General features: G+C 63.0%; 8 protein-coding genes and 2 pseudogenes. 5 read left to right on the top strand and 5 right to left on the bottom strand.

Going from position 1 to position 13,975, the window contains the following annotated elements; genetic code table 11:
- Nucleotides 1-22 precede the first annotated feature (22 nt).
- The 3 genes from ppk1 (at nucleotide 23) to KBY88_RS03480 (ending at nucleotide 4,126) form a co-directional block, all read left to right on the top strand.
- The gene (gene ppk1 / locus KBY88_RS03490) at nucleotides 23-2,170 is read left to right on the top strand and encodes a polyphosphate kinase 1 (RefSeq protein WP_254938529.1); all 2,148 of its coding nucleotides are present in this window, start codon (nucleotides 23-25) and stop codon (nucleotides 2,168-2,170) included.
- Nucleotides 2,171-2,403: 233 nt separating this feature from the next.
- Nucleotides 2,404-3,441, top strand: a complete 1,038-nt coding sequence (locus tag KBY88_RS03485; RefSeq protein WP_254938528.1) for an RpoD/SigA family RNA polymerase sigma factor — start codon at nucleotides 2,404-2,406, stop codon at nucleotides 3,439-3,441.
- Nucleotides 3,442-3,448: 7 nt separating this feature from the next.
- The gene (locus KBY88_RS03480; RefSeq protein ID WP_254938527.1) at nucleotides 3,449-4,126 is read left to right on the top strand and encodes a diacylglycerol/polyprenol kinase family protein; all 678 of its coding nucleotides are present in this window, start codon (nucleotides 3,449-3,451) and stop codon (nucleotides 4,124-4,126) included.
- Here the strand turns inward: KBY88_RS03480 and KBY88_RS03475 are convergent.
- Together KBY88_RS03475 and KBY88_RS03470 are read right to left on the bottom strand one after the other, a co-directional pair.
- A complete protein-coding gene (locus tag KBY88_RS03475; RefSeq protein WP_254938526.1) occupies nucleotides 4,116-4,448 on the bottom strand; it encodes a hypothetical protein in 333 nt (110 codons plus the stop codon). The two genes, KBY88_RS03480 and KBY88_RS03475, sit on opposite strands and share 11 nt — an antisense overlap.
- A gap of 125 nt (nucleotides 4,449-4,573) precedes the next feature.
- The gene (locus KBY88_RS03470) at nucleotides 4,574-5,647 is read right to left on the bottom strand and encodes a 3-deoxy-7-phosphoheptulonate synthase (protein ID WP_254938525.1); all 1,074 of its coding nucleotides are present in this window, start codon (nucleotides 5,645-5,647) and stop codon (nucleotides 4,574-4,576) included.
- A gap of 116 nt (nucleotides 5,648-5,763) precedes the next feature.
- Between KBY88_RS03470 and acnB the strand changes: the two genes are divergently transcribed.
- Complete coding sequence (gene acnB / locus KBY88_RS03465; RefSeq protein ID WP_254938524.1) at nucleotides 5,764-8,364, top strand: bifunctional aconitate hydratase 2/2-methylisocitrate dehydratase; 2,601 nt, start codon at nucleotides 5,764-5,766, stop codon at nucleotides 8,362-8,364.
- 947 nt (nucleotides 8,365-9,311) lie between these two features.
- On the opposite strand, the pseudogene KBY88_RS03460 reads toward acnB, so the two are convergent.
- Nucleotides 9,312-10,411 (bottom strand): annotated as a pseudogene (locus tag KBY88_RS03460) (IS5 family transposase).
- Nucleotides 10,412-11,358: 947 nt separating this feature from the next.
- On the opposite strand from KBY88_RS03460, the gene KBY88_RS03455 reads away from it, so the two are divergent.
- Nucleotides 11,359-11,514, top strand: a complete 156-nt coding sequence (locus tag KBY88_RS03455; protein WP_254938523.1) for a hypothetical protein — start codon at nucleotides 11,359-11,361, stop codon at nucleotides 11,512-11,514.
- 477 nt (nucleotides 11,515-11,991) lie between these two features.
- On the opposite strand, the pseudogene KBY88_RS03450 reads toward KBY88_RS03455, so the two are convergent.
- Together KBY88_RS03450 and KBY88_RS03445 are read right to left on the bottom strand one after the other, a co-directional pair.
- Nucleotides 11,992-12,224, bottom strand: a pseudogene (locus tag KBY88_RS03450) (2Fe-2S iron-sulfur cluster-binding protein).
- A 145-nt stretch (nucleotides 12,225-12,369) separates the two neighbouring features.
- Entirely contained in the window at nucleotides 12,370-12,741 is a 372-nt protein-coding gene (locus KBY88_RS03445; RefSeq protein ID WP_254938522.1) for an AbrB/MazE/SpoVT family DNA-binding domain-containing protein, read from the bottom strand.
- Nucleotides 12,742-13,975 lie beyond the last annotated feature (1,234 nt).

The following is a 13,975-nucleotide window of genomic DNA, read 5'->3' as shown; positions in this document are numbered from 1 at the left end:
ATCGATTGATTCGAGAGCGGCCATGAGCGATCCCGTGGTGGCTCCAGAGCTCTACATCAACCGCGAACTCAGCTGGATCACCTTCAACCAGCGGGTGCTGGCCCAGGCCTTGAGCGAGCACACGCCGCTGTTGGAGCAGGCCAAGTTCAGCGCCATCTTCAGCAACAACCTCGACGAATTCTTCATGGTGCGCGTGGCGTCCCTGAAGTCCCAGCTCGAGGCAGGCGTCACCAGCCTCAGCGACGACGGCCGCACGCCCCTTCAACAGCTGAAGCTCATCCAGGAGACCCTGCGCCCCCTCCTGGAGCAACAGCAGGGCCACTACCGCCTCTACCTCAAGCACCAACTGGCGGAGCACGGCATCCAGCTGATCGACTACGAACGGCTCAACGCCCACCAGAAGGCCTGGGTCAACGTCTACTTCCAGACCGCCATCTTTCCGGTGCTCACCCCCCTAGCGGTGGATCCGGCCCACCCCTTCCCCTTCATCAGCAACCTCAGCCTCAACGTGGCAGCGCTGATTCGCGACCCGGACACCGGCCAGCAGCAGTTCGCCCGCGTGAAGGTACCCCAGAAGAACCTGCCCCGGTTCGTGACGATCCCCACCGAGCTCTGCACCCGCGAGCCGGCGCCGATCTACACCGCCGTGCCCCTGGAGCAGGTGGTGGCCTTCAACCTGCAGCTGCTGTTCCCCGGCATGACGATCGAGGGGCACTACTTCTTCCGGGTCACCCGCGATGCCGACCTGGAGTTGCGTGACCTCGAAGCCGACGACCTGATGGAGGCCCTGCAGGAGGGTCTGCGCAAACGGCGCCGGGGCGGCGAGGTGGTGCGCCTGGAGGTGGCCGATGAGATGCCCGACGAGGTGGTGGAGCTTCTGATGGAGGGCACCGACGTGGAGGCCGACGACCTCTACAGGATCAACGGCCCCCTGGGCCTCGACGACCTGATGAGCCTGCTGGCGATCCCCCTGCCCACGCTCAAGGACAAACCCCACAAGGGCCGCACCCACCCCGCCCTGGCCCGGGCCCAGAAGAGCCGCCTGGAGGATGGCTCGATCAAAGCTGAGGAATTCGAAAGCGTCTTCTCGGTGCTGCGCCGGGGCGATGTGGTGCTGCAGCACCCCTTCGATCTGTTTTCCACCTCGGTGGAGGAGTTCATCGGCCAGGCCGCCGATGACCCCTCGGTGCTGGCGATCAAGATGACGCTCTACCGCACCTCCAAGGATTCTGCGGTCATCGGCGCCCTGATCCGCGCCGCCGAGAACGGCAAGCAGGTGATGGCCCTGGTGGAGCTCAAGGCCCGCTTCGACGAGGACAACAACATCCAGTGGGCGCGGCAACTGGAGCGCTCCGGCGTGCACGTGGTTTACGGCGTGCTCGGGCTCAAGACCCACACCAAGATCATGCTGGTGGTGCGCAAGGAAAAGGAGCGGTTGCGCAGTTACGCCCACATCGGCACGGGCAACTACAACTCCAAGACCTCCACCCTCTACACCGACCTGGGCCTGCTCACCGCCCGCCCGGAAATCGGCCAAGATCTGGTCGAACTGTTCAACTACCTCACCGGCTTCTCCAAGCAGCAGAGTTTCCGGCGGCTCCTGGTGGCTCCCGTCACCTTGCGTAAGGGCATGGAGGCCCTGATCGAGCGTGAAACGCTCCACGCCCTTGAGGGCCGGGGTGGAGCCATCAAGGCCAAGATGAACTCCCTGGTGGATCCGCGGATCATCGCCCTGCTCTACGAAGCCTCCCAGGCAGGCGTGCAGATCGATCTGGTGGTGCGCGGCATGTGCAGCCTGCGCCCAGGGGTCAAAGGGGTGAGTGACAACATCCGCGTGTGCAGTGTGATTGGCCGCTTCCTGGAGCACTCGCGCCTGTTCTCGTTCGCCAACGGCGGCGAGGAGGAGTTCTACATCGGCAGCGCCGACTGGATGCCCCGCAACCTCGACCGGCGGGTGGAAGCGATCACGCCGATTGAAGATCCCCAGTTACGCCTGCAGTTGGCGCAACTGTTGGAGACCTACCTGGGTGACAACAGCACGGCCTGGGACATGCACAGCGACGGCAGCTTTGAACGTCGCCAACCGGAGGACGAAGCACGGGCGGTGCAGAAGGATCTGATCGCGGCTTGGCGGGGTGGCTTCAGGGACCAGGCACGCGTGCTGGGCTGAACTGTCCCACCTCGGCGGCGGGGTAGCCATTCAGCCCCAATGATCGCTGGTCCAGAACACCGGCAGATTTGAATCAACGACGGCAGAATGTGCTGAAGACAACAAAATCGTTGGTCGCCCAACAGCATACGCAACAGAACGTAGTGAGCCTGTCAGGAATTCTTCGCCTTTGGCACGGTGATTTCCTCCCAGCAGTGCTACATTCCGCGCAAATCAAATAGGAGCTCGGGGTGATGGGGACACCTCTGCGATCCGCTCTGAAGACTGCGTCTATGCGCACGTCTTCGAGTTCGGATTCGGATTCTCTCATGGATGACACAGCTGGCGGTGCCACCCCATCGCCGGCGCGCAAGAAAGCCACCCGCACGGCGGCCCGCCCCGCCGGTCGTCTCAGTGCCGACTCAATCGGCTGGTATCTCAGCACCATCGGCCGTGTGCCACTGCTCACGCCGGCCGAGGAAATCGAGCTCGCCCACCACGTTCAGGCGATGAAGCGCCTCCATGAACTGGACGCGACCACGCTCACGCCCCGGCAACGCCATCAGATCCGCATGGGCACCCGGGCCCGTGATCGCATGATGGCCGCCAACCTGCGACTGGTGGTGAGTGTCGCCAAGAAGTACCAGAACCAGGGCCTCGAGCTGCTGGATCTTGTCCAGGAAGGGGCGATCGGTCTGGAGCGCGCCGTCGACAAGTTCGATCCCGCCATGGGCTACAAGTTCTCCACCTACGCCTACTGGTGGATTCGCCAGGGCATGACCCGGGCGATCGACAACAGCGCCCGCACGATTCGCCTGCCGATCCACGTCAGCGAAAAGCTCTCGAAGATGCGGCGCATCAGCCGGGAGCTCTCCCACCGTTTCGGCCGTCAGCCCAACCGGCTGGAGCTGGCCCACGCCATGGGCATGCCCCCCCAGGAGCTGGAGGATCTGATCGCCCAGAGCGCCCCCTGCGCCTCCCTCGATGCCCATGCCCGCGGCGAGGAAGACCGCAGCACCCTGGGGGAGCTGATCGCCGATCCAGCCAGCGCCGAGCCCATGGATTCCATGGATCGCAGCCTCCAGAAGGAGCACCTCAGCGCCTGGCTGTCCCAGCTCAACGAGCGCGAGCAGAAGATTCTCAAGCTGCGGTTCGGCCTCGAGGGGGCCGAACCGCTCACCCTCGCCGAGATCGGTCGCCAGATCAACGTCTCCCGCGAACGCGTGCGCCAGCTGGAGGCCAAGGCGATCCTCAAGCTGCGCCTGATGACCAACCACCAGCAGGCCGCCTGAGCCGTTGATGGCAGCGGAGGTCCAGCGACAGCTGCTGGGGGTCGCCGTGGTCACCCTCTGGCTGACGCTCGTCGCGGGCGGTGCCGTGATGCTGCGGGCCCGTTGGCCCCAGCACAAGGAGTGGAGCCGAAAACTGGTGCACATCGGCTCCGGTGCCGTGGTGCTGCTGGCCTGGGGCTTCGACATCAGCCGCCCGGTCGCCCTGGGTGCCGCCCTGACCGCCACCGTGCTTACCAGCTTGAACCACCGCTTCCGGCTGCTGGGAGCGATCGAAGACGTGGGCCGCCGGAGCTACGGAACGATCGCTTACGGGGCCTCGATCAGCCTGCTGCTGGCGTTGTTCTGGCCGCAGCAACCCGCGGCCGTGGCGGCCGGGGTGCTGGTGATGGCCGTGGGCGATGGCCTGGCCGGTCTGGTGGGGGCGAGCGTCCCTTCCACGAGCTGGAGCCTCTTGGGGCAGCGCAAATCCCTGCTCGGCACCACCACAATGGCCGCCGCCAGCCTGGCGGTGCTCACGGGTTTATGGATCACCAGCGGCTGTGGGGCAGCTTGGGGCTCTGCCGCTCAGCCGCTCCTGCTGATCACCCTGGTGGCCACCCTGCTGGAGCAGGTCGCCGTGGCGGGCCTCGACAACTTCAGCGTTCCCGTGGCCGTGGGTCTGCTCTGGAGCCAACTCAGGCCCTGAGCAACTGTTCGCAACGGGTGCGCCAATCGGCTTCGGTGCCCAGGGCCGCCACCAGCAGGCGGCCGGCAGGCTCCTGCCGCAGCCACCTCTGCCATTGGCGGATGGCCTCGGCCCGCTCCATCCATTCAGAGAGCACGGTGCGCTGAATCCCCTCGCTGTCCCACTGCCGGGCCTGGGCGGCGGTGAGCGCCCAGCCGAGCAGGTCATCGAGCTGGAAGGCTCGGAAGCCGGCGTAGGCCGGGCCGACATCCACGCCGCTCTGCTCGAGATGAAAGACCTGGAGAGGATCGGAAAAACCGCAGAACTGAAGGAGATAGGTCATGGGCAATAGCTCCCTTGACTGGTTCGATCGCACCCTAAAGACGCCAGCCAAAGACTCTGTTCAGCAGGAACAGTTCGTCGTTGTCGCTGTCACGTTGGCACTCAAATCATGCGAGTGCCAATCATTCAAATCGGCGCCATCAGCCGAGCCTGGGAGCGGTCAACGGCTGCCGCCAACTGCTCCAGCACCTCGCCGGTGGCCTCCAGATCGATGCAGGCATCGGTGATGCTCTGGCCGTAGGTGAGCTCGCTCAGATCGGCGGGAATCTTCTGGCTGCCGGCCACCAGATGGCTCTCGATCATCACCCCCATCACGTGGCGCGAACCAGAGCGCAGCTGCTCGGCCACCTGCTCGGCCACCTCCCCCTGGCGCCGGTAGTCCTTGTTCGAGTTGCCGTGGCTGCAGTCCACCATCACCCGGGCGGGCAGGCCGGCTTTCGTCAGGGCAGCGGCCGACTCCTCCACCGCCTCCTGGTGGTAGTTGGTGCCGCCCTTGCCGCCCCGCAGCACCAGATGGCCGTCGGGGTTGCCGGTGGTGGTGACGATCGCCGCCTGGCCCAGGGCATTGATGCCCAGGAAATGGTGGGGGCGGGCCGCGGCCTCCATGGCATGGATGGCGGTGGCGGCGCTGCCGTCCGTGCTGTTTTTGAAGCCGATCGGCATCGACAGCCCCGAGGCCATCTCCCGGTGGGTCTGGCTCTCGGTGGTGCGGGCGCCGATGGCGGTCCAACCGATCAGATCGGCGATGTACTGGGGCACCACAGGATCCAGCAGTTCGGTGGCGGCGGGCAGGCCCAGCTCAGCGAGATGCAGCAGCAGCCCCCGGGCCAGGCGCAGGCCGGTGTTGATGTCGTAGCTGTGATCCAGATGGGGGTCGTTGATCAGGCCCTTCCAACCCACGGTGGTGCGGGGCTTCTCGAAATACACCCGCATCACCACCTCCAACTGGTGGCGGTGACGCTGGTGCAGCTCGGCCATGGCGGTGGCGTACTCCTGGGCGGCGGCCACGTCATGGACCGAGCAGGGCCCCACGATCACCAGCAGGCGGCTGTCCTCGCCCCGCAGGATCGCCTTGATGCGCTCCCGTGCCCCCAGCACCGTGCTGGCCGCCTTATCAGTGAGGGGAAGCTCCCGGTGCAGCAGGGCGGGAGCGACCAGGGGGCGGGTCTCCACCACGTGCAAATCGGAGGTGGGGATCATGCCGGGACGGTCTCCTGGTCGGGCCAATCGTCCAGCCTAAACAGTCGCTTTGGAAGCCATCGTCACCAAAGCCGGTCCGGCGGCCAAGAACAATGGGTTGAGATCGAACCGCTGTGATGCTTGCTGCCTACCGCCAGGCCGCCCTTGATCGCGAGGCCCAGGGGGTGCCGGCCCTGGCCCTGGATGCTGCCCAGACCCAGGCCCTCACAGAACTGCTGGAGCAGCCCCCCGCCGGTGAGCAGGGCTTTCTGCTGCATCTGCTCAGCGAACGCATCCCCCCGGGAGTGGATGAGGCGGCCTATGTGAAGGCCAGCTGGTTGAGCGCCATCGCCCAGGGGCTGAGCGCGAGCCCCCTCGTGAGCCCGATCGAGGCCACCCGCCTGCTGGCCACCATGATCGGCGGCTACAACGTCGGCGCCCTGATCGAGCTGCTCTCCAGCGCCGATCCAGCCATCGCCGCCGAGGCCGCCACCGGTCTGTGCCGCACCCTGCTGGTCTACGACTCCTTCCACGACGTGCTGGAGCTGGCGGAAACCAACCCCTGGGCCAAGCGGGTGGTCGACTCCTGGGCCGCCGCCGAGTGGTTCACCGCCAAGCCAGAGCTGCCCGCCGCGATCACGGTCACGGTGTTCAAGGTGGAGGGGGAAACCAACACCGACGACCTCTCCCCCGCCACCCACGCCACCACCCGGCCCGACATCCCCCTGCACGCCATGGCGATGCTGGAGACCCGCATGCCAGGCGGGCTGGCGCTGATCGAGCAGCTCAAGACCAAGGGATACCCCGTCGCCTACGTGGGCGATGTGGTCGGCACCGGCAGTTCGCGCAAATCAGCGATCAACTCGGTGCTCTGGCACACCGGCACCGACATCCCCCATGTGCCCAACAAGCGCAGCGGCGGCGTGGTGCTCGGCGGCAAGATCGCGCCGATCTTCTTCAACACCGCTGAGGATTCCGGCGCCCTGCCGGTCGAATGCGACGTCAGCGCCCTGAACACCGGCGATGTGATCACGATCCGCCCCTACGCCGGCACGATCGAGCGGGCCGCGGGGGAACCCCGCGCCGGCGAGGTGGTGGCCCGCTTCGAGCTCAAGCCCAGCACGATCACCGATGAGGTGCGCGCCGGCGGCCGCATCCCGCTGCTGATCGGACGCTCGCTGACCGACAAGGTGCGCGCCCAGCTGGGGCTGGCGCCCAGCGATCTGTTCATCCGCCCCGTGGCTCCCGCCGACACCGGCAAGGGTTTCACCCTGGCCCAGAAGATGGTGGGCAAGGCCTGCGGCCTGGGCGGCGTGCGCCCCGGCACCAGCTGCGAACCGCTGATGACCACCGTCGGCTCCCAGGACACCACCGGGCCGATGACCCGCGATGAGATGAAGGAACTCGCCTGCCTGGGCTTCTCCGCTGATCTGGTGCTGCAGAGCTTCTGCCATACCGCCGCCTACCCCAAGCCTGTCGATCTCAAGACCCACGCCGAACTTCCCGATTTCATGGCCTCCCGCGGCGGCGTCGCCCTGCGCCCCGGCGACGGCATCATCCACAGCTGGCTGAACCGCATGCTCCTGCCCGACACCGTGGGCACCGGCGGCGACAGCCATACCCGTTTCCCCCTTGGGATCTCCTTCCCCGCAGGATCGGGCCTGGTGGCCTTCGCCGCCGCCATCGGCGCCATGCCGCTCGACATGCCCGAATCGGTGCTGGTGCGCTTCACGGGCTCGCTGCAGCCGGGCGTGACGCTGCGTGATGTGGTGAATGTGATCCCGTGGGTGGCGATCCAGAAGGGTCTGCTCACCGTGGAGAAGGCGAACAAGAAGAACGTGTTCTCCGGCCGGATCATGGAGATCGAGGGGCTGCCCGATCTCAAGCTCGAACAGGCGTTTGAATTGACGGACGCCTCGGCCGAGCGCTCCTGTGCCGGCTGCACGATCAAGCTCTCGGAAGCCACCGTCGCCGAGTACCTGCGCAGCAATGTGGCTCTGCTCAAAAACATGATCGCCCGCGGCTATGCCGATGCCCGCACCATGGCCAGGCGGATTCAGGCGATGGAGGCCTGGCTGGCGGATCCCCAGCTGATGGGCGCCGATGCGGATGCCGAGTATGCCGAGGTGATCGAGATCAACCTCGATGAGCTCACCGAACCGGTGCTGGCCTGCCCCAACGACCCCGACAACGTCAAACGTCTCAGCGAAGTGGTGGGCGAGCGGATCGATGAGGTGTTCATCGGCTCCTGCATGACCAACATCGGCCATTACCGCGCCGCCGCCACGGTGCTCGATGGAGCCGGCACCAGCGCCGCGCGGCTGTGGGTCTGCCCCCCCACCCGCATGGACGATGAGGTGCTGCGCGCCGAGGGTTACACCGCCAAGTTCGAGGCCGCCGGCGCCCGCATGGAGCTGCCCGGATGCTCACTCTGCATGGGCAACCAGGCCCGGGTGGAAGACAACACCACCGTGTTCTCCACCAGCACGCGCAATTTCAACAACCGGCTCGGCAACGGCGCCCAGGTGTACCTGGGCAGCGCCGAACTGGCGGCGGTGTGTGCCCTGCTGGGCCGCATTCCCAGCCCGGCCGAGTACCTGGAGATCGCCGCAGCAAGGATCGATCCGGTGGCCGATCAGCTCTACCGCTACCTCAACTTCGATCAGATCGATGGCTTCGAAGACGACGGGCGGGTGGTGAGCAGCGAAGAGCAGGCGCAGGTGCTGGCAGGGGTGTGAGCCAGGCCGGAATAGCACCCCTCCCATGGGTGCCGGGCAAAGGAGTCCTGGTTGGGGCGTGTGCGTTCAATCAACCCTTGGCTGGGAGATGTTCAGCCCCGCTTGGCCAAGGTGCACCCCCGCGGCCTCGGCGTACCCCAGCGCACGGCAGGGTGACCCGGGTTCGGCAGGCTGCCTCCTTCCCCAATCAGACCTTAGGGCAGGGCCCTACCTCAAGGGGTGAGTCGCCCTTGATGGAGGCCTGAAGCTGAACGAAGCGCTGGTGGGTGGTGGAACCAACCCCTTGCGCTGCCAGCCCCAAAGCTATCGCCAGCTCAAATCACCTGCCGGCAGAACACATCCAGCGTTCGCAGCGTACCGTGCAATAGCGCAGTATCTTTCCATCCCGTTGAAGAAGTTGTTATGGGGTTGCTTCATCGATGAACTCATACCCAAGTGCTGAGTGCTCCTTGTTCAACAGCCGCGGCCCCTCCTTGGAAGCCTCCAGATTCCGAGCGGCTTCTACAACAGATCAAACGGCATCACTATCCACTAGAGATAAGCCGTCAATCGAGATATCGAACCAAGGGGAAAGGTGCTGAAGAAAGCGCCTAGCATTCACTCTCAACAGAAGATCTCCAAGTGCAACAGCGTAACCGAAGCGCTCGCTCGCCTGATCGCTCTCAGCCCAAAGACAGACGAAACTGACGGGATCAAGGAAGTAACGCAGTCCATAGCACATATTGTGGATGCTTGGAGAGGCTTAACATTGACCATGACAGGATGCGGTGAACCGCTAAGGAAACTCTGGGCAAGGCCGTCCGTTCAGGTGCCAACGCGGCACCATGACCGTAATGAGCGCATCTATGGACCTCAAGGCTTCAATCAGGTAATGACTGCTGATTCCGGAGTAAATCTGCCCTGTCTTTTGCCCTGATCAATGCCCAATAGGTACACTGATTCCCTGTTCAGCTTGTCAGCAGCAGTTTGCGGCGGGCCAAGAACAGATTCGTCAATGCGGCCAGCACATTCACCTGGCAGCGATTCTTGGTCATTCCCCGCAGCCGCGTCTTCTCAAAGCTGAACTGCTGCTTGATCACGCGGAAGGGATGCTCAACCTTGGTCCGGATGTGAGCCTTGGCCACCTCCTCCACATTCTCCAGCCGGCCCTCGGGTGTGTCCGGTAAGGCGCGGCGCTTGCCGGGGCGCATGGCAACCCGAAACTTGGCGGTCTTGCCCTCCATCTCCTCTCGTGTCTCAATCCCTTGGTAGCCAGCGTCTGCATACACAACTTCCTCTTCGCCGTGCAGTAGGTCTGCTGCTGGGGTGAGGTCGTGCACATTGGCAGCGATGGGCTTAACCGAGTGGATCCGGCCTGTATCCTTGTCCACGCCAATGTGGACTTTCACCCCATAGGCGCAGCCTTCCGTGCAGCGGTGATAACACTGCTTGCCCTTGCCTGTCTGGTGCCTCTCGGGATCCCGCTCCCTAACCCTGTTCGAGGGCTCCGCCACGCTCGGCCTGCGGCCTCGGTAGGGGGGGAACGCGGTGCGGCGATCAAGGTGGCATCGATGATCGTGCCCTGCTTCATGGCCATGCCGTGTTCCTTGAGATGGGCTTTCACCATCTCAAAGATCTGCTCTCCCAGATTGTGCTTCTCCAGCAGGTGCCGAAACGTCAGGATCGTCGTCTTGTCTGGAATCCGGTCGCTGATCTTGTCGATCCCAACGAAGCGGCGCATGGTTGGCACCTCAATCAGCGTCTCTTCCATGCCTGGATCGCTGAGGCTGGACCACTGCTGCATTAGGTGAATCCGCAGCATCTGCTTCGCAGAAGCCTGCGGCTACGTGGCCAGCGGGTATGGCGGACGACCGCCTTTCTTGCTGGTTCTGGGGTAGTACAGATCAATCAGTTCGATCAGTGCCTGCAAGGGCACCACTTGGTCCATATCAGCGAGGAACTTCTCACGTTTGGCGCGTTTCTAGTGGCTCCGCCACGCTCGCCCTGCGGGCTCGGTAAGGGCTGTGGTCTGCTCGTAATCACCGAAGCCGAGCTGCTTGCCACCCATGGACTTGGTCCTGGCTGCGTTCACAGGACCATTGTCCCGAGATCAGCCTGGGCTTTCCAGGGTCTCCTAAGGTGTTATCAACCCTCTTCACCTATGGAACGATGATTCACATTCAGGTTGGAGATCATTTGGAGGTGGCCGCTGTTTGGTGCTCCCTCCATCTGCAGGTTGCCATTAACAGAGTGGTTCTGAGCCTCGACGCCAGGGGCACCTCTGCAACTTGCTTAGAACAGAAGATGACAGTTGGACCTGAGACCCGCCGAATCCGAGTGCAAGGCTAGAAACGATTCCTTGGTCCCATGTCAGAACGTTCCTTTTGTCGTATTCCACAGCAGGGGAGGTTGCGCCATCTGAATACAATTGAGGATGCAGTTCATCTCTTTGCAAGATAGCTTGTTTGATTTGCATCACATTGAAGCTGACTGCCTCTTTTCGGCCTGAGAATGCTAAGTCGTTATGGCTTCGTCCTTTTCTCGAGCCGGCTGGCGTAAAGCCCTAGCTCGACTACGCCCCAAGGAAAGAATGGACGCATTGATTCATTAGATACCTTTAGTCTTCGCAGCTGCCTTGCCGATGGGCCCCTTCTTCCACTGACGGATTAACGTTGCAGCTGAATTCACGCACTTTGGAACCTTGCCATCCCCTCAGGTTCAGACACCAGCAAGCCCCATGGGCTTATCTGTTCCCCGTCATCACGAGGCCACGCGCTTCCGTGCTCACTGCGAATCACTCCTGACCAGTGTGGTGCATGAGATCCGTTTCTCCTTCACAAGAGAGAGGCGTTTGATCGACTTCCGTAAGAGCGGCTCTTCTTTGGAGGCTGATGCATTGATGGCTCCAGGTATAGCCGTGACCTGAGACGGCTCGATGTTCCTTGGCCCTCGGTGCGAGGGCCGAAATCATGGGTCACTATCTCGCCAGACTCAAGAACGAGTGGCGACTCTTCAGTGCCCATCCGCACCGAGCCCCCGCTGGACAGTGACGCAATCGACGGCATTCAGATGGCAGACCTGTTGCCTGCCATCGGTACTTTCGCCTTTCCGATTCAACTGTTGATGATCCCCGCACTGCTCATGGGCATTAACGATAAGATCCCACAATGACATGTGGAGGCTGACACTGAAGCCTGGCCTATAACACCCAGGCCCTTGGCCGGGGCCGATGCGGTGGTTTCCGCCAGGGCAGGATCAACGGTACTGGTGTGCCAAGGGGCAATAAAGGCGACGACATCGGACGGCGCGGCAGCGTCTGGGCGGTGGCCAACTGCGTGGAGGCTCTGTCCTCTTCTCATCCGCCTCGATCCGTTCAGGCATTAAGGGAGCCCTGGAGGACGTTGCAGCTGGTCTGGGCATGACGTTTTTGCCGGTCGTGGCCGATAGGCGCTAGCGTTTGTCAGTGATCCGATCGACCGGCACCCCATTGTTGATGAGCCAGATCATGACTGGCTGGTGCCGCCAAACAGGCCCTTGATGGCCGGAGGGGGCTGCAGGGGAAGGGTCAGAGCCTTCCGCTGTGCCCACAACCGTCTGGCTTCAGAGGTCGTCTTCCACGTTGGCCTTCACCGTTCAGTCACCCTTGGGCTAACGCATGCAGAGCAGGGCAATGCCCTCGCCGATCTGCTCGTCATCCAGGAAGCTCTGATCGGACTGATCCACGCTGCCGCTGAGCAGCTGGTAAGCGCAGGTTTGCAGGCTCCAGCCCGGCAGGAATAGGGAAGGTCGATGCCCTGTTCTTCTGCGGCGTCAAGGATGTAGGTGTCGTCGGCAGACGTAAAGGAGCTGCCGCCTTCGATCGAAATGGTGGACGTGGTCATGGATTCCAGGTGGACACGGCACCCACGCCACGGGGTGCCGTCCACCTGATCATCTGCATGGCAGAGCACATTCCAGTGAGATGCCCCATGCTCCCTGTTCATGGCAATACCCCATCAACCGGTGCCATGCCGTGGGGTGAATCAATCAATCCTCGTCGTCGGTGGCCCCCAACGGCACCAGTCGAATCTGCTTGCGGCCGAGCTTGATTTCGAACTGATCGCCGGGCTTGAGGTCCAGCAAAGCTGTGTAGGCTTTACCAACCATAAGGTTTCCGTTGAACTGGACTTTGGTGGCGTAAGAAAGGTTCCGACCAGCTTTGCTTTCCGCCTGGCCGCCCTTGTCCCCAAAGCTCGTGCCCTTGGCGGCCAGTAGGGCTTCGTAGAACGCCGTGTAGTTCAAGCGGTCTGAGCCGTCCTTCTTGGCAGAAACGTAACCAGCAGCCCTGACCAGGTCCGACTTACTGGCGTCTCCCAATTCCTTGATCTTGGCCAACAACTCAGGACCGGTTAACGCCATGGCAGGTTACCCACGTAATCAATACCGTTCTACAGCATTCCTGTGGCATTTCGTGCCCAGTGCTCCATTCCAGCAGCCCTTGGGGCACGTGTCATCAGCCAGGGTGGGGCAGTCTCAACCGTTACATCCGCGCCCCTGCCCGGTGGCGACTCTTGAAAACGGACTCCACCGCAGATCAGCCATCGTCAACCAGCCAGACGCCCCTGTCAATGCCCACCACACCTGGCGAAAGCCTCTCCTCTGCCCCTCAAACCTCGTCATTGAGAGACTTGCAACTCTAGCCAATCAAGCGTGTTTGTCTCGCCAGCAGCAACAGGAACGGTGCGACCCCAAGCATTAGCCCCCGCTCAGGTTTCCTGTTCAGAGGAGAGAGGTTGGGACGATCGGGCTGCCGTCGATCCCTGTCCATAACAGGGGGATCCAAGTCTCAAAGCCGAGCAGAGCCTGGCGACACGCAGTCTCGGAGACCGCCTAACGCATTCCCATGACAACGCAAGGACCTGACCAGGCTTCCCATCAGGCCAGGATCACCGGGAAGGTCATCGTCTGAGGGGAATCAAACGGACTTGCCTTTCATGGTCTCATCCAGATGTTTTTCTGTTCCCTTACAGTCATAGCAGCGGAGTCTATGACAGGTGTCTGAGGCGGCAGCCGATCACCGGACGCTCTGGTCAGCTTGACAGGCTGGGAATTGCTTGTCCTTCCCGTTAAGGCCAGGGGAATGAAAGCTCGCTTTGTGGTTCACTCCTGGCCGTCAGTGGCAACCCAAGGAACCAGTGCGAGCTGTTGCTGGTCCTGCCTGATCTCGACGTCATCCCCAGGCTTGAGGTCCAGCAGGGCTCCATGGGTCTTGCCGATCAACACTTCCCCATGCCCTCGCAGGTGGCCGCGCAGTGGAGGGCCACCTTGGCCACGGCAGAACCACCCGCCTCGGTTCCAGAGGACCTCCCCTCAACGCCCCACAGCGCTCGATGGAGCGCCCTGACGCTCAAGCTGTCCGAGCCATCCTTCCTGCTGGATTGATCTCCCGTCGCTGTGCCGAGCACGGAGATGTCCCCGTCTCCGAGCACGTTGACTTTTCGAGCAGTTCTGTGCCGAAGCTGGGGCTGACGTGGACCCCAGAAACTGAACCAGCCCTTATGAGAGCTTCCCTACCGGCCAGACTTGGCCAGGAGAAGCCCCATGAAACGCAAGCGTCACACCCCCGAGCAGATCATCCGCAAGCTGCGCACCG

The organism is Cyanobium sp. Morenito 9A2, assembly GCF_024345575.1.
Classification (GTDB): Bacteria; Cyanobacteriota; Cyanobacteriia; order PCC-6307; family Cyanobiaceae; genus ATX-6F1.
The sequence above is the reverse complement of the archived record's forward strand: the minus strand, read 5'-3'. Positions and strand labels throughout refer to the sequence as shown.

Coding starts and splice junctions, on each gene's coding strand:
- KBY88_RS03475 (WP_254938526.1), bottom strand. CDS start 4,448: ATGACCTATCTCCTTCAGTTCTGCGGTTTTTCCGATCCTCTCCAGGTC.
- ppk1 (WP_254938529.1), top strand. CDS start 23: ATGAGCGATCCCGTGGTGGCTCCAGAGCTCTACATCAACCGCGAACTC.
- acnB (WP_254938524.1), top strand. CDS start 5,764: ATGCTTGCTGCCTACCGCCAGGCCGCCCTTGATCGCGAGGCCCAGGGG.
- KBY88_RS03485 (WP_254938528.1), top strand. CDS start 2,404: ATGGGGACACCTCTGCGATCCGCTCTGAAGACTGCGTCTATGCGCACG.
- KBY88_RS03480 (WP_254938527.1), top strand. CDS start 3,449: ATGGCAGCGGAGGTCCAGCGACAGCTGCTGGGGGTCGCCGTGGTCACC.
- KBY88_RS03445 (WP_254938522.1), bottom strand. CDS start 12,741: ATGGCGTTAACCGGTCCTGAGTTGTTGGCCAAGATCAAGGAATTGGGA.
- KBY88_RS03470 (WP_254938525.1), bottom strand. CDS start 5,647: ATGATCCCCACCTCCGATTTGCACGTGGTGGAGACCCGCCCCCTGGTC.